General features: G+C 73.5%; 24 protein-coding genes. 14 read left to right on the top strand and 10 right to left on the bottom strand.

Annotation, left to right across the window (positions count from 1 at the left end):
• Positions 1 to 72: 72 nt before the first annotated feature.
• The 3 genes from H2O74_RS14375 (at position 73) to H2O74_RS14365 (ending at position 3,187) form a co-directional block, all read left to right on the top strand.
• Complete coding sequence (locus H2O74_RS14375; protein WP_182112200.1) at positions 73 to 1,437, top strand: ABC transporter substrate-binding protein; 1,365 nt, start codon at positions 73 to 75, stop codon at positions 1,435 to 1,437.
• Positions 1,438 to 1,556: 119 nt separating this feature from the next.
• Complete coding sequence (locus tag H2O74_RS14370) at positions 1,557 to 2,909, top strand: Gfo/Idh/MocA family protein (RefSeq protein WP_182112199.1); 1,353 nt, start codon at positions 1,557 to 1,559, stop codon at positions 2,907 to 2,909.
• Between the two features lie 32 nt (positions 2,910 to 2,941).
• A complete protein-coding gene (locus H2O74_RS14365) occupies positions 2,942 to 3,187 on the top strand; it encodes a hypothetical protein (protein WP_182112198.1) in 246 nt (81 codons plus the stop codon).
• A gap of 196 nt (positions 3,188 to 3,383) precedes the next feature.
• On the opposite strand, the gene H2O74_RS14360 is transcribed toward H2O74_RS14365, so the two are convergent.
• Positions 3,384 to 4,796, bottom strand: a complete 1,413-nt coding sequence (locus H2O74_RS14360; protein WP_182112197.1) for an HNH endonuclease signature motif containing protein — start codon at positions 4,794 to 4,796, stop codon at positions 3,384 to 3,386.
• 138 nt (positions 4,797 to 4,934) lie between these two features.
• Between H2O74_RS14360 and H2O74_RS14355 the strand changes: the two genes are divergently transcribed.
• The 3 genes from H2O74_RS14355 to H2O74_RS14345 are packed head-to-tail and all read left to right on the top strand — an operon-like array spanning position 4,935 to position 7,457.
• On the top strand, positions 4,935 to 5,549 hold the full coding sequence (locus tag H2O74_RS14355) for a sugar O-acetyltransferase (protein WP_182112196.1): 615 nt from the start codon (positions 4,935 to 4,937) through the stop codon (positions 5,547 to 5,549).
• Complete coding sequence (locus H2O74_RS14350) at positions 5,546 to 6,142, top strand: TetR/AcrR family transcriptional regulator (RefSeq protein ID WP_182112195.1); 597 nt, start codon at positions 5,546 to 5,548, stop codon at positions 6,140 to 6,142. Before H2O74_RS14355 ends, H2O74_RS14350 begins: the two co-directional genes overlap by 4 nt.
• Before the next feature lie 46 nt (positions 6,143 to 6,188).
• A complete protein-coding gene (locus H2O74_RS14345; protein ID WP_182112194.1) occupies positions 6,189 to 7,457 on the top strand; it encodes an MFS transporter in 1,269 nt (422 codons plus the stop codon).
• A 392-nt stretch (positions 7,458 to 7,849) separates the two neighbouring features.
• Here H2O74_RS14345 and H2O74_RS14340 read toward each other — a convergent pair whose 3' ends face one another.
• Positions 7,850 to 8,725: a toll/interleukin-1 receptor domain-containing protein gene (locus H2O74_RS14340; RefSeq protein ID WP_182112193.1), complete on the bottom strand. Its 876-nt coding sequence runs from the start codon at positions 8,723 to 8,725 to the stop codon at positions 7,850 to 7,852.
• A gap of 591 nt (positions 8,726 to 9,316) precedes the next feature.
• Between H2O74_RS14340 and H2O74_RS14335 the strand changes: the two genes are divergently transcribed.
• Both H2O74_RS14335 and H2O74_RS14330 read left to right on the top strand, forming a co-directional pair.
• Positions 9,317 to 9,631, top strand: a complete 315-nt coding sequence (locus H2O74_RS14335) for a hypothetical protein (protein WP_182112192.1) — start codon at positions 9,317 to 9,319, stop codon at positions 9,629 to 9,631.
• A gap of 68 nt (positions 9,632 to 9,699) precedes the next feature.
• Positions 9,700 to 11,403: a methyl-accepting chemotaxis protein gene (locus H2O74_RS14330; protein ID WP_182112191.1), complete on the top strand. Its 1,704-nt coding sequence runs from the start codon at positions 9,700 to 9,702 to the stop codon at positions 11,401 to 11,403.
• Between the two features lie 4 nt (positions 11,404 to 11,407).
• Here H2O74_RS14330 and H2O74_RS14325 read toward each other — a convergent pair whose 3' ends face one another.
• Genes H2O74_RS14325 through H2O74_RS14310 form a run of 4 tightly spaced genes read right to left on the bottom strand, consistent with a single transcriptional unit; the run spans position 11,408 to position 14,490 of the window.
• The gene (locus tag H2O74_RS14325; protein ID WP_182112190.1) at positions 11,408 to 12,196 is read right to left on the bottom strand and encodes a hypothetical protein; all 789 of its coding nucleotides are present in this window, start codon (positions 12,194 to 12,196) and stop codon (positions 11,408 to 11,410) included.
• Entirely contained in the window at positions 12,193 to 12,807 is a 615-nt protein-coding gene (locus tag H2O74_RS14320) for an RNA polymerase sigma factor (protein ID WP_182112189.1), read from the bottom strand. The genes H2O74_RS14325 and H2O74_RS14320 overlap by 4 nt, the downstream gene beginning before the upstream one ends.
• Positions 12,804 to 13,892 (bottom strand): amidoligase family protein, encoded by a 1,089-nt coding sequence (locus H2O74_RS14315; RefSeq protein ID WP_182112188.1) that lies wholly within the window; start codon positions 13,890 to 13,892, stop codon positions 12,804 to 12,806. The genes H2O74_RS14320 and H2O74_RS14315 overlap by 4 nt, the downstream gene beginning before the upstream one ends.
• Positions 13,893 to 13,932: 40 nt before the next feature.
• The gene (locus H2O74_RS14310) at positions 13,933 to 14,490 is read right to left on the bottom strand and encodes a hypothetical protein (protein WP_182112187.1); all 558 of its coding nucleotides are present in this window, start codon (positions 14,488 to 14,490) and stop codon (positions 13,933 to 13,935) included.
• Between the two features lie 143 nt (positions 14,491 to 14,633).
• Here H2O74_RS14310 and H2O74_RS14305 point away from each other — a divergent pair, with 143 nt between their 5' ends.
• Positions 14,634 to 16,676 (top strand): TPM domain-containing protein, encoded by a 2,043-nt coding sequence (locus H2O74_RS14305; protein ID WP_182112186.1) that lies wholly within the window; start codon positions 14,634 to 14,636, stop codon positions 16,674 to 16,676.
• Between the two features lie 19 nt (positions 16,677 to 16,695).
• Here the strand turns inward: H2O74_RS14305 and H2O74_RS14300 are convergent, their stop codons facing one another.
• The 4 genes from H2O74_RS14300 to H2O74_RS14285 form a co-directional block, all read right to left on the bottom strand.
• A complete protein-coding gene (locus tag H2O74_RS14300; RefSeq protein ID WP_182112185.1) occupies positions 16,696 to 17,733 on the bottom strand; it encodes a LacI family DNA-binding transcriptional regulator in 1,038 nt (345 codons plus the stop codon).
• A gap of 42 nt (positions 17,734 to 17,775) precedes the next feature.
• On the bottom strand, positions 17,776 to 19,035 hold the full coding sequence (nhaA, locus tag H2O74_RS14295) for a Na+/H+ antiporter NhaA (RefSeq protein ID WP_182112184.1): 1,260 nt from the start codon (positions 19,033 to 19,035) through the stop codon (positions 17,776 to 17,778).
• Positions 19,036 to 19,231: 196 nt separating this feature from the next.
• The gene (locus tag H2O74_RS14290; RefSeq protein ID WP_255491652.1) at positions 19,232 to 20,122 is read right to left on the bottom strand and encodes an NAD(P)-dependent oxidoreductase; all 891 of its coding nucleotides are present in this window, start codon (positions 20,120 to 20,122) and stop codon (positions 19,232 to 19,234) included.
• Positions 20,119 to 21,045, bottom strand: coding sequence for a DUF4862 family protein (locus H2O74_RS14285; RefSeq protein WP_182112183.1), 927 nt, complete (start codon positions 21,043 to 21,045; stop codon positions 20,119 to 20,121). Before H2O74_RS14285 ends, H2O74_RS14290 begins: the two co-directional genes overlap by 4 nt.
• Before the next feature lie 255 nt (positions 21,046 to 21,300).
• Between H2O74_RS14285 and H2O74_RS14280 the strand changes: the two genes are divergently transcribed.
• The 5 genes from H2O74_RS14280 to H2O74_RS14260 all read left to right on the top strand — a co-directional run bounded on the left by H2O74_RS14280 (position 21,301) and on the right by H2O74_RS14260 (position 25,977).
• Positions 21,301 to 22,353 (top strand): TRAP transporter substrate-binding protein, encoded by a 1,053-nt coding sequence (locus tag H2O74_RS14280; protein ID WP_182112182.1) that lies wholly within the window; start codon positions 21,301 to 21,303, stop codon positions 22,351 to 22,353.
• A gap of 28 nt (positions 22,354 to 22,381) precedes the next feature.
• Positions 22,382 to 22,885 carry a TRAP transporter small permease gene (locus H2O74_RS14275; RefSeq protein ID WP_182112181.1) on the top strand — a complete coding sequence of 168 codons (504 nt, stop codon included), beginning with the start codon at positions 22,382 to 22,384 and terminating at the stop codon, positions 22,883 to 22,885.
• An 11-nt stretch (positions 22,886 to 22,896) separates the two neighbouring features.
• Positions 22,897 to 24,207 carry a TRAP transporter large permease gene (locus tag H2O74_RS14270; protein ID WP_182112180.1) on the top strand — a complete coding sequence of 437 codons (1,311 nt, stop codon included), beginning with the start codon at positions 22,897 to 22,899 and terminating at the stop codon, positions 24,205 to 24,207.
• Positions 24,208 to 24,311: 104 nt separating this feature from the next.
• The gene (kduI, locus tag H2O74_RS14265) at positions 24,312 to 25,151 is read left to right on the top strand and encodes a 5-dehydro-4-deoxy-D-glucuronate isomerase (RefSeq protein WP_182112179.1); all 840 of its coding nucleotides are present in this window, start codon (positions 24,312 to 24,314) and stop codon (positions 25,149 to 25,151) included.
• A gap of 28 nt (positions 25,152 to 25,179) precedes the next feature.
• Positions 25,180 to 25,977, top strand: coding sequence for an IclR family transcriptional regulator (locus H2O74_RS14260; protein ID WP_182112178.1), 798 nt, complete (start codon positions 25,180 to 25,182; stop codon positions 25,975 to 25,977).
• The last annotated feature ends 28 nt before the right edge of the window (positions 25,978 to 26,005 follow it).

The raw sequence follows: 26,005 nt of genomic DNA, 5'->3' as shown, positions 1-26,005 counted from the left end.
GCACGCCCGCCGCACCGTTGCGGCGACGCGTCGCGGGGTCACGCATCGATCCGCACACCACTGAGGAGCACGATGTCCCACCACACCCGTACCCGGCCCGCGCGCCGCGGCATGCGCGGCATGCTGGGCACGGCCGCCGTCGTCGCGGCCGCCGGTCTCGCCCTGACGGCCTGCGCGCAGGAGGCCCCGGACAACGCGCCGGAGGGGCCGGCGGAGGCCGAGGAGACCTACGACCCGGACGCCCCGGTCACCATCAAGTTCTCGTGGTGGGGGTCCGACACCCGCCACGAGCTCACCCAGCAGGTGCTCGACAACTTCATGACCAAGCACCCGAACATCACGGTGGTCAGCGACTTCACGGACTGGAACGGCTACTGGGACAAGCTGGCGACGACCGTCGCCGCGGGCGACGCCCCGGACATCATCACGCAGGAGGAGCGCTACCTGCGCGACTACGCCACGCGCGGTGTGCTCGCCGACATCAACGAGTACAGCGACATCGTCGAGCTGGGGAACCTGGACGAGTCGATCCTCGCGTCGGGTGAGATGGAGGGCGGCCAGTACGGCCTGCCCACCGGCGTGAACGCCTACGCGATCCTCGCCAACACGGCCGTGTTCGAGCAGGCGGGCGTCGAGCTGCCCGACGACGAGTCCTGGACCTGGGACGACTACGTCGACATCGCGACCGAGCTCAGCGAGAAGCTGCCCGACGGCATGTACGGCACGCAGGACTACGGGTTCAACGAGCCGGGCTTCGCGATCTTCGCGCGGCAGCAGGGGGAGTCGCTGTACAACGAGGACGGCTCGATCGGCTTCAGCGAGGACACGCTCGCGCAGTGGTGGGAGATCTCGCTGCGGCTGCGCGACCAGGGCGCGACGCCGTCCGCGGCCGAGACGGTCGAGATCGACGCCGGTGGGCCCGAGCAGTCCCTCGTCGGCACCAACCGGGGTGGCATGGCGTTCTTCTGGAGCAACCAGCTGGGCGCCGTGAGCAATGCGGCGGGCCAGGAGGTCCAGCTGCTCCGCCACCCGGGCGAGACCGAGCACGAGCGCACCGGGATGTACTTCAAGCCCGCGATGTTCTACTCGATCTCCGCCACGTCCGAGCACCCGGAGGCGGCCGCGACGCTCATCGACTACCTGCTCAACGACCCCGAGGCCGCGGAGATCATGCTGTCGGACCGCGGTCTGCCGGCGAACACCGAGGTCCGCGAGTCCGTCGTGGACAACTTCTCGCCCGTCGACCAGCAGGCGGCGGAGTTCCTGACCGACCTCGAGGACGAGATCGTGGACGGCCTGCCGGTGCCGCCGGTCGGCGCGGGTGAGGTGGCCGAGATCATCCGCCGCATCAACGCGGAGGTCCTGTTCGACCGGATGAGCCCGCAGGACGCTGCCGCGCAGTTCATCAGCGAGGTCGAGGGTGCGACCGGCAACTGACCGCTAGCGGTTCGCCGCTGCGACTGGTGGGGTGGCCGTGCGGGCAGTGCGCCCGCACGGCCACCCGAGTCAGCCCTGGACGCAGGTCCGCTCACGGGAGCAGGAAGGACGGACACCCCATGGGTGGAGTCGCGCAGGAGGGTCCGGCCAGGCGCCGGTACGCGGTGGTCGGCACGGGCCACCGTTCACAGATGTACGTCGAGGCGCTGCTCGGGCCGCACGCCGACGTCGGCGAGATCGTGGCCTGGTGCGAGCCGAACCCCGGCCGCATGGACTTCTACGACGAGCTGGTGCGCGCCGCGGGCGCCCAGGTGCCGGCGCGCTACGCGCCCGAGGACCTCGAGAAGCTGATCGACGTCGAGCACGTCCAGACCGTCATCGTGACGAGCCCCGACCACACGCACGCCGAGATGGTCGCGCGGGCGATGGCCGCGGGGGCCGACGTCGTGCTCGAGAAGCCCCTGACGACCGACCTCGCCGGGTGCCGGCGCATCGTCGACGCCGTCGAGAACACCGGGCGCTCGCTCGTGCTGACGTTCAACTACCGGTACTCGCCGCGCAACAGCGCCCTCAAGGAGGTCATCGCCTCGGGCGAGATCGGCGACGTCACGAGCGTGCACTTCGAGTGGGTGCTCGACACCATGCACGGCGCCGACTACTTCCGGCGCTGGCACCGGCGCAAGGACCTGTCGGGCGGGCTGCTGGTGCACAAGGCGTCGCACCACTTCGACCTCGTGAACTGGTGGCTCGCGGACCTGCCGTCGCGGGTCTACGCGAGCGGCGCCCTGCGCTTCTACGGGGCGTCCAACGCCCGCCGTCGTGGGCTCATCCGGCGCCCGGCGCGCGGCTCGACGCGCACGACGCGCAACGACCCCTTCCTGCTCGACCTCCGGGAGAACGAGCGGCTCAAGCAGCTCTACCTCGACGTGGAGCACCACGACGGCTACCTGCGCGACCGGGACGTGTTCTCCTCCGGCATCACGATCGAGGACAACCTGGCGGTGATCGTCGACTACGCCCGCGGCGCGACGCTCACCTACTCGCTCAACGCCCACGGCCCGTGGGAGGGCTACCGGGTCTCGGTCAACGGCACCGCCGGGCGCGCGGAGCTCGAGGTCGTGGAGCGCGGCGCGGTACTCGTCGGCAAGGACGGTCGCCTGGTCGTGGACCCGAGCGCGGTCGAGGACGTCCAGGCCGCCGGCGCGCGGCCGGCCCACGGCGAGCGCCTCGTGGTCCAGAAGCACTGGGGTCCGGCCGTCGAGGTCGAGATCCCTGCGGGCGAGGGTGCCCACGGCGGCGGCGACGAGAAGATGCTGCGCGACCTCTTCCGCGGCGCCGAGCACGACCCGCTGGGTCGCGCGGCCGGCCTCCTCGACGGCGTCCGTTCGGTCGTCGTGGGCGTCGCCGGCAACGTCTCCCTCGAGACGGGCCTCCCGGTCCGCACCGCCGACCTCCGCCTGGGCCTGGGGTAGGGCGTGCCTCACGAGGGCGGATGGTCCGGGCCATGACGCATCGGACGGGCGGCAGACGTTGGCTGCTCGCCGCCCTCGCCGTCACGGTGGTGATCGGTGCGGTGTGGGGCGTGCAGGGCGGCAGCTGCGTCACTGGGAGCGGTGGCGGCGCTGATTGCGCGTCGACGCCCGCGGTCGGGGTCGCCGGGGCGTGGGTGCTGACCATCGGCGGCGTGCTGTTCGTTCTCCATGCGCTGCGCCGCGGCTTCCGGACGCGGACCCGCGAGCCGCGCCGGTAGCTCCACCGTCGGTGCGGTGCGGTGCGGTGCGGTGCGGTGCGGTGCGGTGCGGTGCGGTGCGGTGCGGTGCAGCGCGTCGTCCTTGCTGCCGGGTGGCGAACGCTCCGAGCACCACACGCGGCACGTCGGCACCGCGTGTCAGCCGCCCGGCAGCGCGCTGCGGCGCGCCCCGCAGCGCTCGATGGCGCCCCGCGTGTCACTGGACGGTGAAGAGGTCCGGTGGTTGGCCGGCCGCGTCCGGCATCGGCGCCCCGGCCCCGCCATCCCCATCGTCAGCGAGTCCGGGCGCGGCGCGATTCGGCACGGCGACGGGTCGCCCGCGCTGGTCACGGAAGGTGTACCGGGGTCGGCGTCCTGGTCCGGGTGGTCCGGGTTGTCGGGTGATGGTCAGGTCGCGTCGGTGGACCTCGTGGTGGTGGAAGACGCAGAGCAGGACGCCGTTGGTCAGGGAGGTGGGTCCGTTGTCGCGTTCCCACCAGCGGATGTGGTGGACCTCGCCCCAGCGGGCTTCGGCGCCGCAGTCGGGCCACGAGCACCCGCGGTCCCGGGCGATCACGGCGCGGCGTTGGACGCCGGTGTAGGTGCGTTGGGTGCGTCCGATGTCCAGGGGCATCGTGTCGGCGTCCATCACGACGCGGGTCAGGTCGCAGTCGCACAGGGCCCGGGCGACCTCGCTGATCGGCACCGGCGTCCCGTCCTCCAGGGTGACCGGCGCGAACGACGCGGCATCGGAACCATCGGGCTCGCCGGTCGCGCGCAGTGCGCGCAGCCCGGCCCAGGTCTCGGCGTCCATGAGGAAGGAGACGTGGGGTCGCACCGCGGCGCCGCTGCCTGTCTCGGGTAGGGCGAGGATCTTCTCGGCGATGGTGTCCAGGGCGTCGGCGCGGCGCTGCTCGTGGGAGCGGTCGTCGTCCTTGCCCGGCCGCGGGGAGACCGCTTCGAGGGCCAGCCGCAGCCGGTGCCCGGCCATCCGATCGACGAGCCCTTTGATGCGGGTCCCTTCGGGGGTGTCGGACAGGGTCAGGAACCGTGCGGCGCGCTGGGCCTGGTGCCCGCGCTCGTGCGCGAGGGGGTCCAGCTCGGCGGCGAGCTGCGCCGCGGCCCGCGCAAACGTCCCCGCATCGACCCGCCGCGCGGTCTCCAGCAGCTGGGCCTGCCGCTCCGGGGAAGCCAGGGCCTCCTTGACCGCCCCCGACGCCCCGGCCACCACGCGGCCGAGCGCGTCCATGTGGTCCACGGTGACCGCGCCCTCGCGGGCGGCCTCGCCCAGTGCGGGTAACCGGGTGGCGGCGTCGGCCTGGCGGACCTGGGTCAGCACCGCCCGCGCCCCCGACCGTGACGTGCGACCGCGCCACGCCTCGAAGCTCGGATCACCCGACGCCCGCCACGTCCCACTGTCCCGCTCGGCCAGCAGCACCTCGCCCCGCACCACCGTCAACGCACCGACCGCCGCGTCCAGCGCCGCCAGCACCTCACGCCGCTCCAGCGCCGACCAGTCACCCGCCGCACCACCCGCGCCCTTGACCCGCTCCACCAACCCGCGCACGTCCGCGACCACGCGCGCCGGCGCGGCGACCCCGAAGGGCTCCACCGCCGCCAGCACCGCCATGCCCGCCTCCTCGGATCACTCGAACGTATGTTCGAATAATACTGCACCGGGACAGGTCGGACAACCCCTTCGGCCCACACGCCGCGGTCGACGCGGACGCATAGCGGCGGCTCGCGCACGATCTGTACAGTTGTACAAATGACGAGCGACACCCGCGGCGGCGACACCCGAACCATGTACGACCGCATGCTCGCGGGCGACCTCTACATCGCCGACGACCCCCGCATCCTCGAGGCGAGCGCCGCGGCGATCGACCTCATCACGGCGTACAACGCGACGACCCCGCGCCAGGAGCCGCTGCGCCGGCTCATCCTCGAGCAGCTGCTCGGCTCGATCGGCGAGGGCAGCGGCATCCGCGCACCGTTCTACGTCGACCTCGGCTCGCGCATCCGCATCGGCGCCCGCACGTTCGCCAACTTCGGCCTCGTGGCGCTCGACGTCGCGCCCATCACCATCGGCGACGACGTGATGATCGGCCCCAACGTCCAGCTGCTCACGCCGACGCACCCCATCGCGCCCGGCCCGCGCCGCGACAAGTGGGAGGCGGCGGAGCCGATCACCATCGGGAACAACGTCTGGCTGGGCGGCGGGGTCATCGTCCTGCCGGGGGTCACGATCGGCGAGAACACCGTCGTCGGCGCCGGCTCGGTCGTCACCAAGGACCTCCCGGCCAACGTCGTCGCGGTCGGCAACCCGGCGCGCGTCATCCGCACCCTGGAGGACGACGACGTCGCCCCGGAGCGCCAGCCGTGAGCCCGGACGACGACGCCGCCGACCGCCCGCCCAAGGCCCGCGCCCCGCAGCGCCGCCGTGCGCTGCACACCGACCCGGACCGCCGCGCGGAGCTCATCCGGACCACCCTCGACGTCATCGCCGAGCGCGGCGTCGCGGGTGCCACGCACCGCGCGGTCGGGGCGGCGGCGGGCGTCTCGCCGGGGTCCCTCACCTACCACTACAGCACGCTCGACGAGCTCCACCAGGAGGCGTTCGGCGTCCTCGCGGACGACGTCGCCTCGGCGCTCGAGGCCCGCATGCGGTCCGCGCCGGACGCCGAGGCCGCCGTCGAGGCGCTGGCGCAGCACCTGGCCGACGACCTCGTCGCGGACCGGCGCTCCCTGCTGCTCGCGGTCGAGCTCTACGTCGCCGCCGCCCGCCGCCCGGCCCTGCGCGAGGTCACGGAGGCGTGGATGGTCCGCAGCCGGCGCGCGCTCGAGCTGCACTTCGACCCCGTCACGGCGCGCGAGCTCGACGCGCTCGTCGAGGGCCTCGTCCTGCACCAGGCACTCTCGACCGACCCGATGACCCCCGAGCAGCTGCGCCACGCGCTGCTCCGCCTCACCCGCTGACCACCGCGACGACGACGTCGTCACCGCACGAGTACCCGGAGCCCCCATGTCCTCCCCGGCCGCGCCCGCACTGACGGCGCGGCGTGCCCGCGCCGCGGTGTCCGCCGTCTTCTTCGTCAACGCCGTCCTGTACGCGAACCTCGTGCCGCGGCTGCCCGAGGTGAAGGACCGCCTCGGCCTGAGCAACGCCGAGCTGGGCACCGCGATCGCGGCGATGCCGGCGGGGGCACTGGTCGCGGGACTCCTCGCGCCCGTGCTGATCCAGCGGCTGGGCTCCGGCAGGGTCGCGGCGTTCGGGCTGGTCCTGTCCGCGGTGACGGTCGCCTGCCTGCCGCTCGCGCCGGCGTGGGGCGCGCTCGCCGCGCTGATGCTGGTCGCGGGTGCGCTGGACGCCGTCATCGACGTCGCGCAGAACGCGCACGGCTTCCGCGTGCAGCGCGCCTACGGGCGCTCGATCGTCAACGCGTTCCACGGCCTGTGGAGCGTGGGCGCCGTCGTCGGCGGAGTGCTCGGGTCCGTCGCCGCGGGGCTGTCCGTGCCGCTGCCGGCGCATCTCGCCGCGTCCGGCGTGCTGTTCAGCGTCGTCGCCGTCGTGGCGTACCGCTTCATGCTGCGCGGTCCCGAGGACGCCGAGCGCGAGCCCGCGGACGACGTCGCCCATGGCGCTGCGTCGACGTCGGCGTTGCGTCGCTTGGGCGGGCGCGCCGTGCTGATGCTCGCGGCGCTCGGCGTGCTCGGGGCCGGCGGCGCCTTCGTCGAGGACGCCGGGTCCTCATGGGGCGCCCTCTACCTGCGAGGGGAGGTCGGCACCGACGCCGCGACGGCGGGGCTCGCGTTCGTCTCGCTCTCGGTCGCGATGACGATCGGCCGCCTGACGGGCGACCGAGCCGTCGACCGGTTCGGCCAGCGCCGCGTCGCCCGCGTGGGCGGCGCCGCGATCGCGGCAGGCATGGGGCTGGCGCTCGCCGTCCCGTCCGTCGGCACCACGGTCGTGGGCTTTGCGCTCGCCGGGCTCGGCGTCGCGACCCTGATCCCCGCTGTCATGCACACCGCCGACGAGCTGCCCGGCCTGCCGCCGGGGGTCGGCCTCACCGTGGTCAGCTGGCTGCTGCGCGTCGGCTTCCTGATCTCGCCGATGGTCGTGGGCGTGGTCGCCGACGCCACGAGCCTGCGCGTGGCGTTGCTCGCGGTGGTGATTGCGGGGCTAGGGGTGCTGGTGCTCGGCCGCGTTCTCGTCGGTGCCTCGCCGCCCCGTGACCAGGAGAGCGGCACCACGCCGCCGTCGGGCCCCGCTGTGGCGCCCGTCGCGCCATAGTGCGACAAGTTGCTTGGGGCCCTACCTGAGCTGTCGATCCCAGGAAAGGGTTCTCAGGAGCGAGGGTGACCGGTCTTGTGCCACTCCGGGAGCCACACATAGGCCAGCGGTCACCCCTATCCCTCACGCAGTGCACGGAAGGAAGCGCCGACGCCGGCGCGCGCCCGGCGTCCGTCGTCGCAGCAGGCGTCGGCGTAGGTCAGCGTGCCCAGGCGATTGAGGCGGTTGGCGCGAAGTACCCGCGCAGCTCGCACGGGTCCGACGGCCCGCCTCTTGCGCGGCACGGTTGGGGTCGCGCGCCGAATCACGGGCAACGTAGGTCGGCTGCGGGCGGTAGGAGGAGACGAAGCACCCACCCCCTCAGCGGCTCGGGGGTCGGAGCAATAGGCGGCCTAGAAAGGAGGCTCGCTCGCCGAGCCGTCAGGCCCGAACACCACTTCACGTCCGCTGAAGTCGGACAACTTGACGGTCTTCCCCCGAGAGCGGGCAAGTTCTGCGAGCATCGCCCAAGTTCGACCCGGGAGTACAGGCGGGATAGCATCCGTGGAGCACTTGAATTCAATGATCGAACTACCCGTCGTGGTGTCCGTGACTAACAGTCCGTAGGTGTGCAATGCTGCAACGAAATCATGCTGCCAAGGCACGGAACGGCTGGGCTGGCCTTCCCGGCGGTCCATTCTGGCAACTCGACGAGAGACTTCCCTAACATGCCCGAGAACTTCAAGCAGCATCTCGGATTCAGAGGACTCGGGCTTGACGGGTTCCGGAGTTGCCACGAGGGCTTCGGTAGCGGGAGGAACGACGATGGCTTGAATCCGCTCTTCGAGGCGAGGCCACCACATCCGCGCTTGCTCCTCAAGATCCGCGTCGAGCAGGGCGCCGCCTGCCGCCTTGTTGAGGGATCGAAGAAGCAGGAGCATGTCGTCAAACTCGAGCGACGTTACCTGCAGTTGCTTTAGTGGTCCCGTGAGGTCATTCTTGCGAACGCCGAGCAGCACTGGGCAGGTGCGCGAGTCGACCGACTTGCTGATCGCTCCCGCTTCGTAATTCAACCAAGGTGAGGCAACGTTCTCCGGCGTGACGCAGATGATTCCGAAGTCGGTGTCACTTAGTTCGGAACTCAGGACACTTGTCCAGGTGGCCCCCTTGTCGATGTCCTTCGCGGACACGAACGGGGTGGTGCCCTGAATTACTTTCGGTAGCCACCAACGAAGCGACTCCGCGAGGTCGCGGCTCGCCGTCCCGGACCAACTAACGAAGACCTTCACGTGCGCGCCCCTCTGCTCGACTCGTTGGCAATCCTAGTGGCAGGTCACGCCGGAGTGTGGGCCATTAGCCGGATGGATGCCTCCCACTCCGGACGTCGGGGTCGGTCAGCAACTTGTCGCGTCGCCGACCGTGCTCTCACCGGACGCCAGCCAAGGCCTGCCACCGCCGGGACGTCTTACCTCGCGAGGTTTGAGAGGTGACGTGCCACCCGGTGCACTCTCTGCACGGGTGCACCGCCACGGGACCGGTTCGTCCCCCTGCCCGCATGGCCTTCTGGATTGCCGCGAGTGCACGGGCTGCGGCGCGAGGAGTCGGCTAGGGGACCTTCGTGCACGTCGGCATGGCAGCTCTTCCGAGGGAAGAGTGCGCGCCGAACTGAAGTTCCGGTCCGCACCTGGGCCTGCCTCATATGCACGGCGCCGGTGGGTGGCATGAAAGCCCTGTTTCCGCGGACGGTATCGCGTCGCCTACAGCCGCGCCAGTCTCAGGAGTGCCCACAACGTCGAGCCGCCCCGGCAGTCATACCCCACGCCCGGCACGCCCCGGTAACCTCTGCCCCGCCGACTCGTCCCACGGAATCGAGTGCCGCGATGTCTGATCCACTGTTCTGGCTCGCCCTCACGCTCGCTCTGGGTTTCGGCGCCGTCGGTGCGGTCTTTCTCACGACCGCCCGCCAGGTCATCGCGGCGCGCGGTCTCCGCTGGTGGCTCGGCGGTGCTGCCGTGACCGTCGGCCTCTTCGCGGCGATGTGGTGGGTCGACGCCGCCGCCGAGGGCCCGGGGCCCCGTTATGCGCTGCTCACGCCCGCCGTCGTCCTCGGCATCGCCCTGGCCCGGCCGCTCCGCACCCACGTCCTGACCACCACCACAGCACACGTTCCCGAGAGCCCAGAACCCAGGAGCTAGAACCCATCCCGAACGCCCGGAAACGGCCGATAGGTCTGAGCCGCGTCCCCCTGCGCTCGGAGCCCACCATGGTCAGCGTCCTGCCCCCGCGTACCGCCTCGCCCCCCGCGCTGCCCGCGACGCCGCGCCCCGCGCCCCGGCAGCTCGCACCGGCCACGCCACCTCCCACGCCCCCGGCCCGACGCGCCCGCCGCATCTCCGTCCGCGCGCGCATCTTCGCCGTCGTCGGCGTGCTCTCGCTGATCACGGGCCTCATCGCGGCGTACGGCACCGTCGCGCTGCGCGGCGCGGAGGCGGACATCGAGCGCGTGCAGCGCGTCCAGTCCGAGCTCGACGCGGCCGGCGCCGCGCTGACCAACGCGGTGTGGACGGTGCGCGCCACCGTCACGGCCCAGGCCGCGTACGCCGACCCCGCCGCCAAGCAGGAGCAGGTCGAGGCCACCGCCGCCGCGTGGGCGGCCGTCGACGAGGCGGCGCCCGCGCTCGAGGAGGCGTTCGTGGCGGCGCAGGGCTCCGCGCCCGAGGGGTGGGCCACCTTCGAGAACGCCCTCGCCGCCTACCGCGACGTCGTCCAGGGCGAGCTGCAGGACGCCGCCCTCGCCGACGACCGCGCCGCCTGGGCACAGATCCGCGACGAGCGTGCGGGCGCCCTCGGGGCCGACCTGGTCGCGGCGCTGGCGGCAGTGACCGCGGAGGTCGAGTCGGTCATCGCCGACGTCATCACCCACGCCCAGGACCGGACCCGCGACGAGGTCCGGGTCCTGCTCAGCCTCGCCACCATCGGCGTCGTCCTCGGCCTCACGCTCGGGGCGCTCGTCGCGCGCGGCATCCGGCACGCGGTGCTCGAGGTGGGCCGGTCGATCCACGCGCTCGCCCAGGGCGACCTGACCACGCGGCCGCAGGTCCGCACCAGCGACGAGCTCGGGGACATGGCCGCCGCGCTCGGCGACGCGCAGGACGCCCTGGCCGGCACGCTGGCCGGTGCCCTCGACGTCTCGGACACGGTCGCGGCGGCCGCCGAGGAGCTCTCCGCCGCCAACAGCCAGGTCGCCGCCGGCGCGGAGGAGACGTCCGTCCAGGCCGAGACGGTGGCCGCAGCCGCGGCGCAGGTGTCGCTCAACCTGCAGGCCGTCGCGGCCGGTGCCGAGCAGATGGGCGCGTCGATCGGCGAGATCGCGCAGAACGCGCAGGGTGCGGCCGGCGTCGCCGCGCGCGCGACCGAGGCGGCCGAGGCGACGACGCGGACCATCGCGCGGCTCGGCACGTCGTCGCAGGAGATCGGCGACGTCGTGCGCCTCATCACCTCCATCGCCGAGCAGACCAACCTCCTCGCGCTCAACGCGACCATCGAGGCGGCGCGCGCGGGGGAGGCCGGCAAGGGGTTCGCCGTCGTCGCGAGCGAGGTCAAGGACCTGGCGCGGGAGACGGCGAGCGCGACCGAGGACATCGCGCGCCGGGTCGAGGCCATCCAGGCCGACGCCACGGGCGCGGTGCGCGCCATCGAGGAGATCAGCGAGATCGTCGCCGCCGTCAACGGCTACCAGCTGACCATCGCGAGCGCCGTCGAGGAACAGACGGCGACCACGGCCGAGATGAGCCGCGGCGTCACCGAGGCGGCCACGGGCGCCGGGGAGATCGCGTCGACCATCACCGGGGTCGCCTCGGCGGCGTCGACGTCGTCCGAGGTCATCACGCAGGTGCAGGCGTCGGTCACCGAGCTCGCCGCCATGGCCGCCGACCTCCGCGCCCGGCTCGGGGCCTTCCGCTACTGACGCCTCAGCCGGCGGGCACCTCGTCGCCCTCCCCGGGCGCGAACGGCAGGGGCTCGCCGGCCTCGAGCATCCGTGCGGCGGTGGCCTTGGTCTCGTCGATCTCGGTCCCCCACAGCTCCCCGAGGGCGAGCGCGTCCTCGTACCCGTAGCCGGCGTCGAAGAAGGCGGCGGGCGCCAGATCGTCCGCACCGGACGGGGCGCCGGCCGCGGGGGGAGCCGTCGGAGCCGGAGCGTCCGGGGCGCGCGGCGGGGCCTCGAGCTCGGGATACGTCCCGGCGGCGACCGGGACGGGCTCACCGTCGAGGATGAGCTGACCGGCCCGGGCCTTCGTCTCGATCGACTCGACGCCCCACAGGTCGACGAGGGCCTTCAGGTCGCCGCTCGTGTAGCCGGCGCCCCAGAACGCGTCGTGCTGCTCGAACGTGTAGTCGCCCGGGAGCGGTGACCACTCGAGTCCCACGGCCTGCGCGACGGTCTCGACCGTGCGGGACGCACCCGAGTACGGGTCCCACGCGGCGGCCGCGCCGGCGCCCGCGACGGCGATCGAGGAGCCGACGACCCCTGCGACGACGACGCGGCGCGTGGCCGCGGCGCGCCGCGACGGGCCCTGTGCGGTCGCCGCGAGCTGCGCCTCCAGGCGCGCGGTCACGACGGCGGGGTCGGGACCGGCCACCGGGCGCGAGCGCAGCGCGCGCGCGATCCGCGCGGCGAGCTCGTCGTCGGGGAGGGAGGCCGGGTGGAGGCGCACGACGTCGTCGTCGTGCCGGCGCATCGGGAGCGGGTCGGTGCTCATGGCGTCTCCGTGGGGTTCGAGGGCTGGGACCGCAGCGTGGACAGCGCGCGGGAGGCGTGGGAGCGGACCGTGGCGGCGGTCGTGCCGAGGACGGCGCCGATCTCCGCGTCGCCGAGGCCCTCGTAGTACCGGAGCACCAGCACCGCGCGCTGCCGCGGGGGCAGCACGGCGAGGCGGCGCCACATCTCGTCGTCCTCGACCACGTGCTCCGCGTGGTCGCTGCGCGGCTCGGCGTGGGTGGCGAGCACGTCGTCGTCGGTCGGCCGGACCGTGCGCACGTGCCACCGCCGCCGCCAGGACAGGTGCTCGTTGGTCACCATGCGCCGCAGGTACAGGTCGGGCCGGTCGAGCAGGGCGATCCGCCCCCAGCGCACGTGCGCCCGGAGCAGCACCTCCTGCACGATGTCGGCCGCCGTGTGCCCGTCGCCCGTGAGGACCGTCGCGTAGCGCAGCAGCCCGGGCAGGTGCGCGCGGACGACGTCGTCCAGCCGGCGCCCGACGGCGTCGGGCGCCTCGCGCGGGCGCGCGGTGGCGACGGGACGCAGGAGCGCCCTCGGCGGCAGGGGGAGCTCGGCGCTGTCGGGGCCGCGCGCGCCCGTCCAGGTGGTCATCGGCGCACCGCCACGAGGGTGTCGAGCGCGTCCAGCGGGTCCCGAGCCGCCGTCGCACCCGGCAGCGGCAGGGGCTCCGGGTCGCGGCAGCGGCGCAGCAGCGCCTCCACGACGGCGGCGCGCGAGACGATCGCGTGGGCGTGGTCGGCTCCGGGCAGGATCCTCACCTCCAGGGTGTCGCGGACCGGGCGGTCCGAGAGCAGCTGCGTGAGGTTCACGTCGGCGTACTTGGTCACCCCCGTCGACCGCGCCGCCTGCCGCAGACGCTCCCAGCCGGTGCGGGCGGAGTCGTCCTCCCAGGGGCGGTCCACGAGCTCGACCAGGTCATCCGGCAGGGGGGCGAGGCGGCGGCACGCGGGGTTGGTGCCGAGCGCCTCCCACAGCACCTCGCGCCAGTGGGCGAACAGCCGCACCACGTTCGCGAAGGCGGGCACCTCGCGGAACGGGGCCCCGTCGACGTGCAGGTGGACGGCGGCCTCGTGCGGGACCGTGAAGCCCAGCTCGCGCGCCGGACCGAGCAGCGCCTCGAGCGCCGCGGTGTGGCCGGACGCGATCGGCGGCGTGACGATCTCGCACGGTCGCTCGCGGCCCGCCGGCAGGGGGAGCGCGATCGCGATCGTGGCGCCCCGCTCGTCGTTGAGGCGCGTCGCGGCGGGCAGCACCTCGGCCGGTATGCCGAACAGCGCCGCGACCGGCTCGAGGACCGCGGCCATGGACGCGCCCGGGTCGGCGTACCGCTCGACCAGGCGCAGCAGCCGCGCGTCGTCGCTCAGCACCCGGTACCAGCCCCGGTGCCCGGCGCCGCCGGGGTGGCCGGCGAGGTCAGCCGCGATCGTGATGTCGTCGACCAGGCGCGCGACCGGCCGCCCCGCCGCGTCGACGACGTCGAACGCGGGGGACAGGTGCCGGAAGACGCCCACCCCCGGCACCGCCGACGGCTCGCTGTCCGTGTGGAACGACCGCTCGACGCGTCCGCCGGCGCACGCGGCCAGCTCCGCCGCGAGCACCTGCCGGTCCGATCCGGCGGGCGCCAGCAGCTCGATCTCGAAGCCGGTGCGCAGCGACAGCTCGTGCACGTCGATCATGGGTCTCCTCAGCGGGCGGTCGGCGGTGCCGGGCGAGCGGTCAGGACGCGGGGGCGGAGGTGCCGGGAGCGATCGGGAGCGTCTCGCCGGCGGCGAGCTTCTGCGCCGCAGCGGTCTTGGTCTCGACCACGTCCGTGCCCCACAGGGCGGCGAGCGCCTCGGCGTCGGCGTACGTGTAGCCCGCCTCCCAGAAGGCGTCGGTGGAGAGCACCGGCTCGTCGGGGTGCGTGCCCGGCGCGAACGGCACCGCCTGGCCGTCGAGGACGAGCTGCCCGGCCTTGGCCTTGGCGTCCAGCGTGTCGGTGTGCCACAGGTCCACCAGGGCCTGCGCGTCGTTGGACGTGTACCCCGCCTCCCAGAACGCGTTCAGCCGAGCCTCGGAGTCGGGGGTGAGCGCCGTGGCGCCGTCGGTCCCGGTGGTCCACTCGACCCCCACGGCGCTGAGCGCGCCACGGACGGCCTGCGAGACCGGGGTGTGCGGCGCGACGGCGGCGGCCGCTCCCGCGCCGGCGACGGACAGGCCGGCGGCGACGAGGCCGATCGTCACCAGGCGCTTGCGGGGGCGGGCGGGCGTGCGGGGTGTGGTGCTCTCGTTCATCGTGACCTCCTGGGTCGGTGCGGTGATCCGTACCCCCTCAGAACGCGGCTCGGCGTCCCGGTGTGGAGTCCCGCGGCGCCCGACTTTCGTCCGGGTGCGTCCGGGGTGTTGCCGTCGGTGCCCCGGGACGGGACGATCCGGGGGTGCTGCGACGCCCACGCCCCCACGCCCGCACGACGTCGGCCGCCCTGGTGGCGGGGACCGCGCTCGCGGGCCTCGCCCTCGCCGGGCCGGCCGCGGCCGAGCCGCCCCAGGACCTGCGCGAGAAGGTGACCGACCTCGCCGGCGTGCTGACCACCGGCGACGAGAACCGGGTCGAGGCGGCGCTGGAGCGGCTCGAGGACGAGACCGACTACCAGCTCTTCGTCGTCTACGTCGAGACGTTCGACGCCCTGGACGCCTTCGACTGGACCGACGAGACGGCCACCCTGTCCGGCCTGGGCAGGGACGACCTGCTGCTCGCCGTCGCCGTCGAGGACCGCGAGTACCGCGTCTCGGCGCACGACGAGATCGGCCTGACCGACGACCAGCTGCACGACGTCGAGACCGACGACATCGAGCCGCACCTGGCCGACGACGACTGGGCCGAGGCCGCGATCGCCGCGGCCGACGGCTACCGCGACGCGGCCACCGGCGGCCCGTCGGCGCTGCCGCTGGTCGGCGGCACCGCCGTCGTCGTCGCGGGTGGGCTGTGGCTCGCGCACCGGCGGCGGACCGCGCGCCGGGCCGCCGACGCCGGCACGCGTCCGCAGGCGCTCACGACCGAGGAGCTCGAGAAGCGCGCGGGGACCTCGCTCGTCGCCGTCGACGAGGCCGTGCGGGCGTCGGAGCAGGAGCTCGGCTTCGCCCAGGCGCAGTTCGGCGTGGAGGCCACGCGCACGTTCGACGAGGCCCTCGCGTCGGCCAAGGCGTCGCTCACGCGCGCGTTCGCGCTGCGCCGCAGCCTCGACGACGACGAGCCGGAGACGCCCGAGCAGCGTCGCGAGGCGCTGGTCGAGGTGCTCCGGCTGTGCGACGAGGTCGACGCGACCCTGGACGCGCAGACCGAGGCCTTCGCGCAGCTGCGCGACCTGCACGCGCGTGCGCCGCAGACGCTCGCGGAGCTCGACGCCCGCGTGCGCGAGGCGGAGCAGCGCCTGCCCGCGGCCCAGGCCACGCTCGACACGCTCGCGGCCGGCTACCCGCCGGAGGCGCTGGCCTCGGTGGTCGAGAACGTCGGGGGAGCGACGGCGCTGCTGGGCCAGGCCGCGACAGCGGTGCGCCAGGGGCAGGTCGTCGTCGAGACCGACCGGGCCGCCGCCGTGAGCTACGCGCGGACCGCCGAGGAGGGCGTGGCCCGCGCGCTCGCCCTGCTCGACGCGCTGGGTGCCGCCGGGGAGCAGCTCGCGCAGGCCCCGGCGCGCATCGACGCCGGCCTCGCCTCGCTCGCCGGTGACCTCGCCGACGCCGACCGGCTCGGCGCGGCGGACCCCGCCGTCGGCGCGGCCGCGACGGCCGCCCGCGCCGTCGTCGCGCAGGCCGCGAGCGAGCGGACCACGGGCGACCCGCTCGCGCTGCTCGCTCGCCTCACCGAGGCCGAGGCCGCCCTGGACGCCGCCCTCATGCCGCTGCGCGAGCGCGAGCAGGCGGTCACCCGGGCGCAGGCGCGGCTGGCCGAGGTCCTGCCGCGCGTCGACTCCGCCGTCGTCGGCGTGAACGGCCTGATCGCGGCGCACGGCGCCGTCGTGCGCTCGGGCGCGCGCACGCGCCTCGTGGAGGGCGAGCGCTCGCTCGCCGAGGCCCGGGGCCTGGCGACGTCGGACCCGGTCGCGGCGCTCGCCGCCGCGGACCGCGCGGAGCACGAGGTCGCGCGCGCCCGGCGGGCCGCGCAGGACGACGTCGACGCGGACCGACGTCGCCTCGAGTACCAGCCCTCGGGCGTGTCCGAGTACCGCTGGCGCTCCGACGACGACGACAGCAGCTGGGGCGGCGGCAGCGGCTGGGGCGGGAGCGGGAGCAGCGGCTGGTCGTGGGGCGGGTCCTCGCGCAGCAGCAGCTGGTCCGGCGGCTCCTCCCGGCGCTCGAGCTCGAGCCGCCGGTCGAGCTCGGGCCGCAGCAGCTCGAGCCGCAGCAGCTCCAGCCGCCGGTCGAGCTCGAGCAAGCGCAGCTCGAGCTCGCGCCGCCGCGGCGGTGGCGGCCGCTTCTGAGGCGCCTGCCCCCGACGCGTCAGGGGCGTGGGGGGGTGGACTCGCGCAGGACGACGGTGCCGCCGACGTGGATGAGGCGCGGCTCGGCCGAGGGGGCGGCGAGGGCGAGCTCGGTCGCGGCGATGCCGACGTCGACCAGCGGGACGCGCACCGTGCTCAGCGCGGGGGTGATGTCGCGCAGCGTGACGATGTCGTCGAAGCCGGCCACGGCGACGTCGTCGGGCACGCGGACGCCCGCCTCGCGGGCGGCGGCCATGGCGCCCACGGCCATGACGTCGTTGACCGCGAAGACCACCTGGACCGGCGGGCCGGAGCGCAGCAGCGTGCGCATGGCCTCGTAGCCGCCGTCCCGCGTGAACGCGGACGCGAGGACCGCGCCGTCGCCGGGCGCCGCGCCGAGCTCGGTGAGGACCTCGACGAAGCCCTCCAGCCGGTCGCGGGCGGTGAGGTGGTCGGCAGGTCCGGCGAGCACACCGAAGTGCCGGTACCCGCGCCCGTGCAGCGCGCGCGCGAGGTCCCCGGCCCCGCTGCGGTTGTCGATGACGACGGTGTCGACGTCGAGCAGGGGCTGCCCGACGAGCGTGACCGTGCCGCCCGAGCGCTGGAACCCGGCGAGCGCCGTGCGCATGGCCTCGTTGACCTCGTCGTCGTCCCGACGGCCCCCGGCGACGACGATGGCGCGCGCGCGCTGGCGCGTGAGGAGCTCGACGATCGCCGGCTCGCGCGCCGGGTCGTGCTGCGTGCTGGCGAGGGTCATCGTCAGACCCTCGCGCTCGGCCGCGAGGCCGACGCCCGCGGCGATCGAGGAGAAGTACGGGTCCGCGATGTCGTGGACGATCAGCCCCAGCGAGGTGGTGCGGCCCCGCGCCATGGCCTGCGCGTTCGCGTCGGGCGAGTAGCGCAGCCGCTCGGCGGTCTCGAGGACCCGCTGCCGCAGGTCCTCGCGCACCGTCCGGTTCGCGCTGCCGTTGATCGCCCGGGACGCGGTCGCGAGGGACACGCCGGCCTCACGCGCCACCTGGCTGAGGGTGACGGGTCCCGACGTGTTGGTGGCCACGTTCCCAGCGTAGGGGCTGCCCACCGAGCGCGGGCCGCCCGCTCAGACGGCGGCGTCCGGCTCCCCGCCCGCGGCCCCGGCCGAGAGGCGGGCGACGTGCCGCCGCCCGCGCCACTGCAGCAGCAGCCCGCCGACCAGCGCCGACGTGAGCGACCCGATGAGGATGGCCGCCTTGACGTTCTCGCTGTGCGGGGAGTCCGCGCTGAACGAGAGCTCGCCGATCAGCAGCGACACCGTGAAGCCGACGCCGGCCACCACGCTCACCGCCGCCAGGTCCGGCCATCGGACGCTCGCGTCGAGGTTCGCCTTGGTGAACTTCACCAGCAGGAACGTCGCCGTCAGGATGCCGAGCGGCTTGCCCACCACCAGGCCCAGGGCGACGCCCTGCGCGGCGGGGTCCGCGACCGCGTCCGCGAGCGCGGCGGGGCTCATGCTGACGCCGGCGGCGAAGAGCGCGAACACGGGGACGGCGAGGCCGGCCGAGACTGGGCGCCACACGTGCTCGAGCCGCTCGGCCCGGCTCTCGCGCTCGCCGGCGCGGGCCAGCGCCGGCACGGTGAACCCGAGGATCACGCCCGCGATCGTCGCGTGCACGCCGGACATGTGCATGAACGCCCACGCCACCACGGCCAGCGGGATGAGGATCCAGGCGGTCGTCTTGCGGCGCACGAGCACGCCGAAGAGGACGATGGCGGCGAGCGACGCGGCCAGCCACACGAGCGCGAGGCCCTCGGCGTAGAACACCGCGATGACGACGATGCCCAGCAGGTCGTCGACGACGGCGAGCGTGAGCAGGAAGGCGCGCAGCGCGGGCGGGAGCCGCTTGCCGAACACCGCGAGCACGGCGACGGCGAACGCGATGTCGGTCGCGACGGGGATCGCCCAGCCGTCGAGCGAGCCGCCGGCGGACAGGCTGTTGACCAGCACGTAGAGGGCCGCGGGCGCCGCCATGCCGCCGACCGCGGCGAGGATCGGGACGATCGCGGTCGAGGGGCGGCGCAGCTGGCCGTCGACCATCTCGCGCTTGAGCTCGAGGCCCACGACGAAGAAGAAGATCGCGAGCAGCCCGTCCGTGGCCCACTCGGCGACCGTGAGGTCGAGGTGCAGGGCCGCGGGGCCGACGACGGCCGAGCCCAGCGCCTCGTAGGCGTCCCGCCACGGCGAGTTCGCCCACACGAGCGCGACGACGGCGCCCGCGAGCAGCAGGATGGCGCCGGCGTTCTCGGCGCGCAGCGTGTCCGCGAGGTTGCGCAGGGAGCCGGGGGTCGGGGTGCCCAGCACGGGCGGGCGGCGGTCGGTCATGGCTGTCCTCGGGTCGTTTCGGGACGGGTCCGACGGCCTCGCCTCGGCCCGTCGGCGACGACCGTAACCGACGTCGGGGCGCTGTCCGACGCCCCGACGTCCCGCGTCCGAGGTGCCCCGGCGCTGGTACTCGCGCACCCGCGCGACGCGCGCGGAAGGAGAGTGCGCACCGCTGCGACGGCGCGGCGCGAATACCTCACAGACGCGTCCGGGACTCGACCCACGCCTGCACGACGGAGGTGTCCAGGTCCCCGAGCCCGGCGTCGGTCACGCCCCGGAAGACCTCGAGCAGCAGCTCGGTCTGCGCGGTGGCGGTCCCGCTGCGCTGCGCCTCGTCGAGCGCGAAGCCGAGGTCCTTGACCATGAACTTCGCCGGCCCGGACGGGCTGTGGTCGTGCGTCGCGAAGCGGTGCTTCTTGACCTCCAGCAGGCGGCTCGCGGCGTACCCGCCGCCGAGCAGGTCGAGCATCGCGCCGACGTCGAGCCCGGCGCGCTCGGCGACGACGGCCGCCTCGGCGAGCGCGGTCACCGTGGCGGCGACGATCATCTGGTTGCACGCCTTGGCGACCTGACCGGCGCCGAGCGGACCCAGGTGGACCGCCGTGCCCGTCGCGGCGAGCACCGGCATCGCGCGCGCCACGTCGTGGGGCGCGCCGCCCACCATGACCGACAGCGTGCCCGCCTCGGCGCCCTCCTGGCCGCCGCTCACCGGTGCGTCGACGAGGCTCACGAGCCCGTCCGTGCGCTCGCGGAGCGTCGCGCCGAGCTCGCGCACGCCCGTCGGTGACGCGGTGGACCCGACGACCACGACCAGCGGTCCGCGCACCCCCGCGAGCAGCCCGTCGGGGCCGTCGAGCACGGCGAGCACGTCCGGCAGGTCGGGGACCATGAGCACGACGACGTCCACGTGCGCGGCGAGCTCACGGGGCGTGGCGTGCCAGGCGGCGCCCGCGTCGACCAGGGGCGCGGCCGACGCCGGGCGGCGGGCGGTGACGTGCAGGGGCAGCCCGGCCTCGAGCACGTGGCGGGCCATGGGCGCCCCCATGACGCCCAGGCCGACCACGCCCGCGCGGGGTGCGGTGCTCACCGGGCGGCGAGCGCGAGGGCCGCCCGCGCGACGGCGATCCGCGTCGCGACGTCGGCGTCGAGCGGTCGCACGGCGACCTTGACCGCCACGAGGCAGCCCGGCCCGGCGAGCGCGAGGGCGGCGGCGACGTCGTCGGGGCCGAGCAGCGAGTCCGCCGACGCCGCGAGCGCCGGGTCGGAGCCGCGCGGCGGGATGTGCGCGTCGCCCCACGCCGCGCCCCAGGGCGTCTCGGCGTCCGTCGCGCCGGACAGCACCAGCGCGCCCAGCAGCCCGGCGTCCGCGGCGGCGCGCAGGTGCTCGAGCGGCGTCCGGGCGCTGCGGCCCTCGATCGCGGAGCGGCCCCAGTTGATGCTCATCCCGACGGCGCCGGCGGCGGACCGGTCGGCCAGGACGGCCAGCTCGTCCTCGATCGTCAGGAAGCCCTTGGCCGGCGGCTGCCCGGCGACGAGCGTGTCGCAGTGCTCGACCAGGACGCGCGCCCCGGCGAGGTCCCAGGCCAGGATCTCGTCGAGCGACCGCGCGAGCGCGTCGCGGTCGCCGGACCGCGGGCCCGGGGCGCTGTGGACCTGGATGGCCGCGACGGCGGCGCCGTCCGAGGCGGCCTGGTCCTCGGCCAGGTCACGGGCGCGGCGGACGTCGGCGACCGCGCGGCGGCGGGCGTCGTCGTCCGACGACGCGAGGCCGTAGGCCGGGTCCGCGCCGAGCCGCCCCATGACGGTCGGGATGCAGGTCACGAGCAGGCGCAGGTCGGGACGGGCGGCGAGCCCGGCCGGGTCCGGCCCGGCGCCCTCGGCCGGCAGCGGCAGCTCGAGGCCGCCGATCGGCAGCGCGCCGACCTCGGCCCAGAAGTCCCCGAGGAGGGTCGGGTCCTTGGGCGCCATGGCGTAGGCGCCGAGGGTGGCGGCGGTGGGCTGGGGGGTCATGGCGGGCTCCTGTGTGGGGTTCGTCTCGTGGTCGCGTCACCGTACCCAGGCCCTGTCGGGACCTAGGTCGCAGTTGCCACGGGGCGCCCCCGTGGCTAACTTGTTCCGTGCTTCGGAACTAAGTTCCATTAGGCGAAGCACTGACGCCGAGGTCAGACGGACCGCGACCACAGATGTTCCGGTACAGCCCAGCCGGGCCGTGCTCAGCACCGCCCCCAGCTCACGCCCCTGTGAGCGGACGAAGGAGTTCATGCCATGAGGCGAAACAAGGCCGCATCGATCACCGCCCTCATCGGGGCGTCGGTGCTCGCGCTGACCGCGTGCAGCGCCGGCACCACCCCGGTGGAGCAGGAGACGACGGGCACCGACGACGGCGGCGCCGTCGCAGGCGCGGACACGCTGGTCATGAAGGCCGCGTTCAACCAGCCCGAGACGCACCCGCAGTACATCGTGCTCGACGAGCTCGGGGACAAGTTCTTCGAGGCGACCGACGGCGCGTACGACATCGAGGTCTTCCCGAACGAGACCCTCGGCGCCCAGCGCGAGACCATCGAGCTCGTCCAGGCCGGCACGATCGAGATGGCCTACGTCGGCGGCCCGCTGCTCGAGAACTTCAACCCCGACTTCGTCGTGTTCAACCTGCCGTTCGTCTTCGACTCGGCGGAGCACCAGAGCGAGACGACGAACGACCCGGAGATCGTCGGGGACCTGTACTCCTCGCTCGAGGACGAGGGCATCAAGGTCGTCAGCGCGTTCCACGGCGGCGTCCGGTCGGTCTACAACTCCGAGAAGCCGATCAACACGCCCGAGGACATGGCGGGCATGAAGATCCGCGTCATCGAGTCCGACACCAACATCGAGATGCTCAGGCTCATGGGTGGCACGGGCACCCCGATGGGCCAGGGCGAGGTCTACACGGCCATCCAGTCCGGCGTGCTCGACGGCGGCGAGAACAACGAGCTCATCTACTCCAACCTCAAGCACGCCGAGGTCGCGCCGTACTTCAGCTACACGCGCCACCTCATGTTCCCGGACTACCTGATCATCAGCCCCGCCGTCTTCGACGCGATGACGGAGGAGCACCAGGAGATCTTCCTCGAGCTGCTCGAGGAGGCCCGCGTGCACGAGGCCGAGCTCTGGACGGAGCAGGTCAGCGAGGCGATCGAGGCCGCCGAGGCGGCCGGCGCGACCTTCAACGAGGTCGACGCCGACGCGTTCGCCGAGGTCATCGCCCCGCTGACCGAGGCGAAGCTCACGAACGACGTGACGCGCGGCATCTACGACCAGGTCCGCGCCGCGGCCGAGTGACCGACACCGACCCGAAGAGGCTCGAACCATGAACACAGCAAAGCTCGTGCTCGACCGCGTGCTGATGTGGGCCTGCGTGGTGCTGTTCGCACTGCTCGTGGTCGACGTCGCCTGGCAGGTCTTCGCCCGGCAGGTCCTCGACCAGCCGAGCGGCTGGTCGGAGGAGCTGGCCAAGTACCTGTTCATCTGGCTCGGCCTCTTCGGGTCGGCTCTCGTCTTCGGCGAGCGCGGCCACATCGCCGTCGACTTCGCCGTGAAGAAGCTGCCCGCGGCCGCCCAGAAGGTCGTCGCGGTCATCGTGCAGCTGTCGATCCTCGCGTTCACCGGGCTGGTGCTCCTGTGGGGCGGCTTGCGCGTCGTCGACCTGGCGTGGGAGCAGAACCTCACCGGCCTGCCGGTCAACGTCGGCCCGCTCTACCTCGCGCTGCCGATCTCCGGGGTGCTCATCGCCCTCTACACCGTCTACCACCTGGTCAGGATCCTCACCGGCGCGGAGCGCGCCGTCGAGGACGCCGAGCCTGACGTCCTGTGAAGGGCTGACCCATGGACCCCGCAGCACTCGCCGCACTCATCCTGCTCGGCGGCATCGCCGTCTTCCTGCTCCTCGGCGCGCCCATCAGCATCGCCGTCGGCCTCTCGTCCCTCATCGCGATGTTCACGGCCCTCGGGGTCGAGAACGGCGTCCTCACGGCCGCGCAGCAGGTCTTCCGCGGCATCAACTCCTTCCCCCTGCTCGCCATCCCGTTCTTCGTGCTCGCCGGTGTGATCATGAACCAAGGCGGGATAGCCCTACGGCTCGTCAACGCCGCCAAGGTGATGGTCGGCCGGATGCCCGGCTCGCTGGCCCAGACGAACATCGCGGCCAACGCGCTGTTCGGCGCGGTGTCCGGCTCCGGGGTGGCGGCCGCGGCCGCCATCGGCTCGACCATCGGCCCGATCCAGGCGCGTGAGGGCTACAACAAGTCCTTCGCCGCCGCGACGAACATCGCCTCGGCCCCGGCCGGCATGATCATCCCGCCCAGCAACCTGATGATCGTCTACTCGCTCGTCTCGAGCGCCTCGGTCGCCGCCCTGTTCGTGGCCGGCTACATCCCCGGTGCGATGTGGGCGATCGCGTGCATGATCATCGTCTACCTCTACGCACGCAAGCGTCCCGAGCTCAAGGTCACCGAGCGGATCACCTTCGCGCAGGGCGCCAAGACGATCCTCGCGGCCGTGCCCGCGCTGCTCCTCATCGTCGTCGTCATCGGCGGCATCCTGCTCGGCTACTTCACGCCGACCGAGGGCTCGAACATCGCGGTCGTGTACTCGCTCGTGCTGTCCTTCATCTACCGCACCATCAAGGTCAGCCAGCTGCCCAAGATGCTCATGGACGCGGCGCGCACGACCGCCGTCGTCATGTTCCTCGTGGGCGTGTCCTCGATCATGGGCTTCGTGATGTCGTTCGCCCGGATCCCGCAGATGGCGTCCGAGGCGATCTTCTCGGTCAGCACCAACCCGGTCGTCATCCTGCTGCTCATCGCGGTGATCCTGCTGATCCTCGGGTGCTTCATGGACCCGACGCCGGCGGTGCTGATCTTCACGCCGATCTTCCTGCCGATCGTCACCGCCATGGGGATCCACCCGGTCCACTTCGGGATCATGATGGTCTTCAACCTGTCGATCGGGACGATCACACCACCGGTCGGGCCGATCCTCTTCGTCGGCGCCAAGGTCGCCAACATCTCCATCGAGGCGGTCATCCGGCGGCTGCTGCCCTTCTTCGGGGCCCTCGTGCTGGTGCTCCTCATGGTGATCTTCACGCCGAGCCTGTCCATGTGGCTGCCCACTCAGCTCGGCCTGGTGACCCCGTGACGGGTGCCCGACCCAGCTGATCCCGACAGTACTTATAGGGGTGCTGCGCGGCCCGCGCCGCGCAGCACCCCGGCCGGACCCGGCCCACCCCAGGAGAGAGAGTCATGGAACAGCGATACGCCACCAGCCCGGAGCAGATCCCCGGGATGGACACCGAGGAGATGCGGCGCCGGTACCTCGTGCCGGGCCTCTTCGTCGCCGACGAGGTCAACGCCGTCTACACGCACCACGACCGCGTCGTGCTCGCCGGTGCCCTGCCGGTGGCCGGCCCCGTCACGCTGGGGACGTTCCCCGAGATCCGCTCCGAGTTCTTCTTCGAGCACCGCGAGGCGGGCATCGTCAACGTCGGCGGCACCGGCACCGTGACGGTCGACGGCACAGACTTCACGCTCACCCACGGCTCGTGCCTCTACGTCGGGCGCGGCGCGCGCGACGTCACCTTCACCTCCGCGGACGCGGCGGGCGAGGCCGGCCCCGCCCGGTTCTACCTCGTCTCGGCGCCCGCGCACACCGCCTACCCGACGACGCTGGTCGAGGCCGGCCAGGGCACGGTGCGCGAGCTCGGCGACCCGCTGACCTCGAACCGGCGCACGCTGAACCAGTACATCCACGAGAACGGCGTGCGCTCCTGCCAGGTCGTCATGGGCGTCACCACGCTGCACCCCGGCAGCATGTGGAACACCATGCCGGCGCACACCCACGACCGCCGGATGGAGGCCTACCTCTACTTCGACCTGCCGGAGGACGCCCGCGTCATCCACATCCTCGGCCGCCCGGACGAGACCCGGCACCTGGTCGTCGCGAACCAGGAGGCGATCATCTCGCCCAGCTGGTCCGTCCACTCGGGTGTCGGCACGGCCAGCTACAGCTTCGTCTGGGCCATGGCCGGGGAGAATCAGTCGTTCGACGACATGGACGGGTTCCCGATCACCGTCATGCGCTGACCGAGCCGTTCCGAGACAGGTGACGACGATGGCCCCCGAGAACTCCCGCCCGACGTCGGTGCTGCCCACGGGCCGCGCCGACGACAAGGCGAGCGCGAGCGAGAAGACGCTGCTCGTGCTCGAGGCCGCGCTCCGTCACCCACGGTTCACCGACGTCGTCGAGGCGACCGGCCTGGCCAAGGCGACGACGCACCGGATCCTCGCCACCCTGGTGGACCGGGGCTTCATCGTCGTCACGCCGGACGGCACCTACCAGCCGGGGCCGCAGATCCTGGCCCTCGCGGGCCAGGCGCTGCAGCGCCTCGACATCTCGGCGATCGCCCAGCCCTTCGTCGGTGACCTCGTCGACCGGGTCCACTGCACCTCGCACGTCGGCGTCGCCAACGGCGACGAGATCGTCTACCTGGTCCGCATGGACTCGGACAAGCCGTACCAGATGCCGTCGCGTGTCGGGCACGCCATCCCGATGCACTCCTCGGGGATCGGCAAGGTCGTCCTCGCCTCGTACAGCGACGACGACGTCGAGCGATTCGTCGCCCGGGCGGGCCTGCCGCGGCGGACGCCGGACACGATCACCACGATCGAGCGGCTCCGCGAGGAGCTCGCGCAGATCCGCCGGGACGGCTACGGCTTCGACTGGCAGGAGAACGTCCCCGGCGTCGTGTGCGTGGCAGCACCGATCCGCGACCACACCGGGACCACCCGGTACGGCCTCAGCATCTCCACCCTCGCCCTCGAGTACACCTACGTGCAGCTCGAGGCGCTCGCCCCCGCGGTCGTCGAGACGGCCGCCCGCATCTCCGCGGCCCTGGGCCACCGCGCCTGACCGCACCACCCACGGAAGAGAGCCCGAC

The sequence above is a fragment of the Actinotalea sp. JY-7876 genome, from assembly GCF_014042015.1.
Classification (GTDB): Bacteria; Actinomycetota; Actinomycetes; order Actinomycetales; family Cellulomonadaceae; genus Actinotalea.
The sequence above is the reverse complement of the archived record's forward strand: the minus strand, read 5'-3'. Positions and strand labels throughout refer to the sequence as shown.

Coding starts and splice junctions, on each gene's coding strand:
- H2O74_RS14335 (WP_182112192.1), top strand. CDS start 9,317: ATGTCTGATCCACTGTTCTGGCTCGCCCTCACGCTCGCTCTGGGTTTC.
- H2O74_RS14325 (WP_182112190.1), bottom strand. CDS start 12,196: ATGAGCACCGACCCGCTCCCGATGCGCCGGCACGACGACGACGTCGTG.
- H2O74_RS14285 (WP_182112183.1), bottom strand. CDS start 21,045: ATGACCCCCCAGCCCACCGCCGCCACCCTCGGCGCCTACGCCATGGCG.
- H2O74_RS14315 (WP_182112188.1), bottom strand. CDS start 13,892: ATGATCGACGTGCACGAGCTGTCGCTGCGCACCGGCTTCGAGATCGAG.
- H2O74_RS14365 (WP_182112198.1), top strand. CDS start 2,942: ATGACGCATCGGACGGGCGGCAGACGTTGGCTGCTCGCCGCCCTCGCC.
- H2O74_RS14310 (WP_182112187.1), bottom strand. CDS start 14,490: ATGAACGAGAGCACCACACCCCGCACGCCCGCCCGCCCCCGCAAGCGC.
- kduI (WP_182112179.1), top strand. CDS start 24,312: ATGGAACAGCGATACGCCACCAGCCCGGAGCAGATCCCCGGGATGGAC.
- H2O74_RS14345 (WP_182112194.1), top strand. CDS start 6,189: ATGTCCTCCCCGGCCGCGCCCGCACTGACGGCGCGGCGTGCCCGCGCC.
- H2O74_RS14280 (WP_182112182.1), top strand. CDS start 21,301: ATGAGGCGAAACAAGGCCGCATCGATCACCGCCCTCATCGGGGCGTCG.
- H2O74_RS14370 (WP_182112199.1), top strand. CDS start 1,557: ATGGGTGGAGTCGCGCAGGAGGGTCCGGCCAGGCGCCGGTACGCGGTG.
- nhaA (WP_182112184.1), bottom strand. CDS start 19,035: ATGACCGACCGCCGCCCGCCCGTGCTGGGCACCCCGACCCCCGGCTCC.
- H2O74_RS14330 (WP_182112191.1), top strand. CDS start 9,700: ATGGTCAGCGTCCTGCCCCCGCGTACCGCCTCGCCCCCCGCGCTGCCC.
- H2O74_RS14375 (WP_182112200.1), top strand. CDS start 73: ATGTCCCACCACACCCGTACCCGGCCCGCGCGCCGCGGCATGCGCGGC.
- H2O74_RS14260 (WP_182112178.1), top strand. CDS start 25,180: ATGGCCCCCGAGAACTCCCGCCCGACGTCGGTGCTGCCCACGGGCCGC.
- H2O74_RS14320 (WP_182112189.1), bottom strand. CDS start 12,807: ATGACCACCTGGACGGGCGCGCGCGGCCCCGACAGCGCCGAGCTCCCC.
- H2O74_RS14355 (WP_182112196.1), top strand. CDS start 4,935: ATGACGAGCGACACCCGCGGCGGCGACACCCGAACCATGTACGACCGC.
- H2O74_RS14275 (WP_182112181.1), top strand. CDS start 22,382: ATGAACACAGCAAAGCTCGTGCTCGACCGCGTGCTGATGTGGGCCTGC.
- H2O74_RS14360 (WP_182112197.1), bottom strand. CDS start 4,796: ATGGCGGTGCTGGCGGCGGTGGAGCCCTTCGGGGTCGCCGCGCCGGCG.
- H2O74_RS14270 (WP_182112180.1), top strand. CDS start 22,897: ATGGACCCCGCAGCACTCGCCGCACTCATCCTGCTCGGCGGCATCGCC.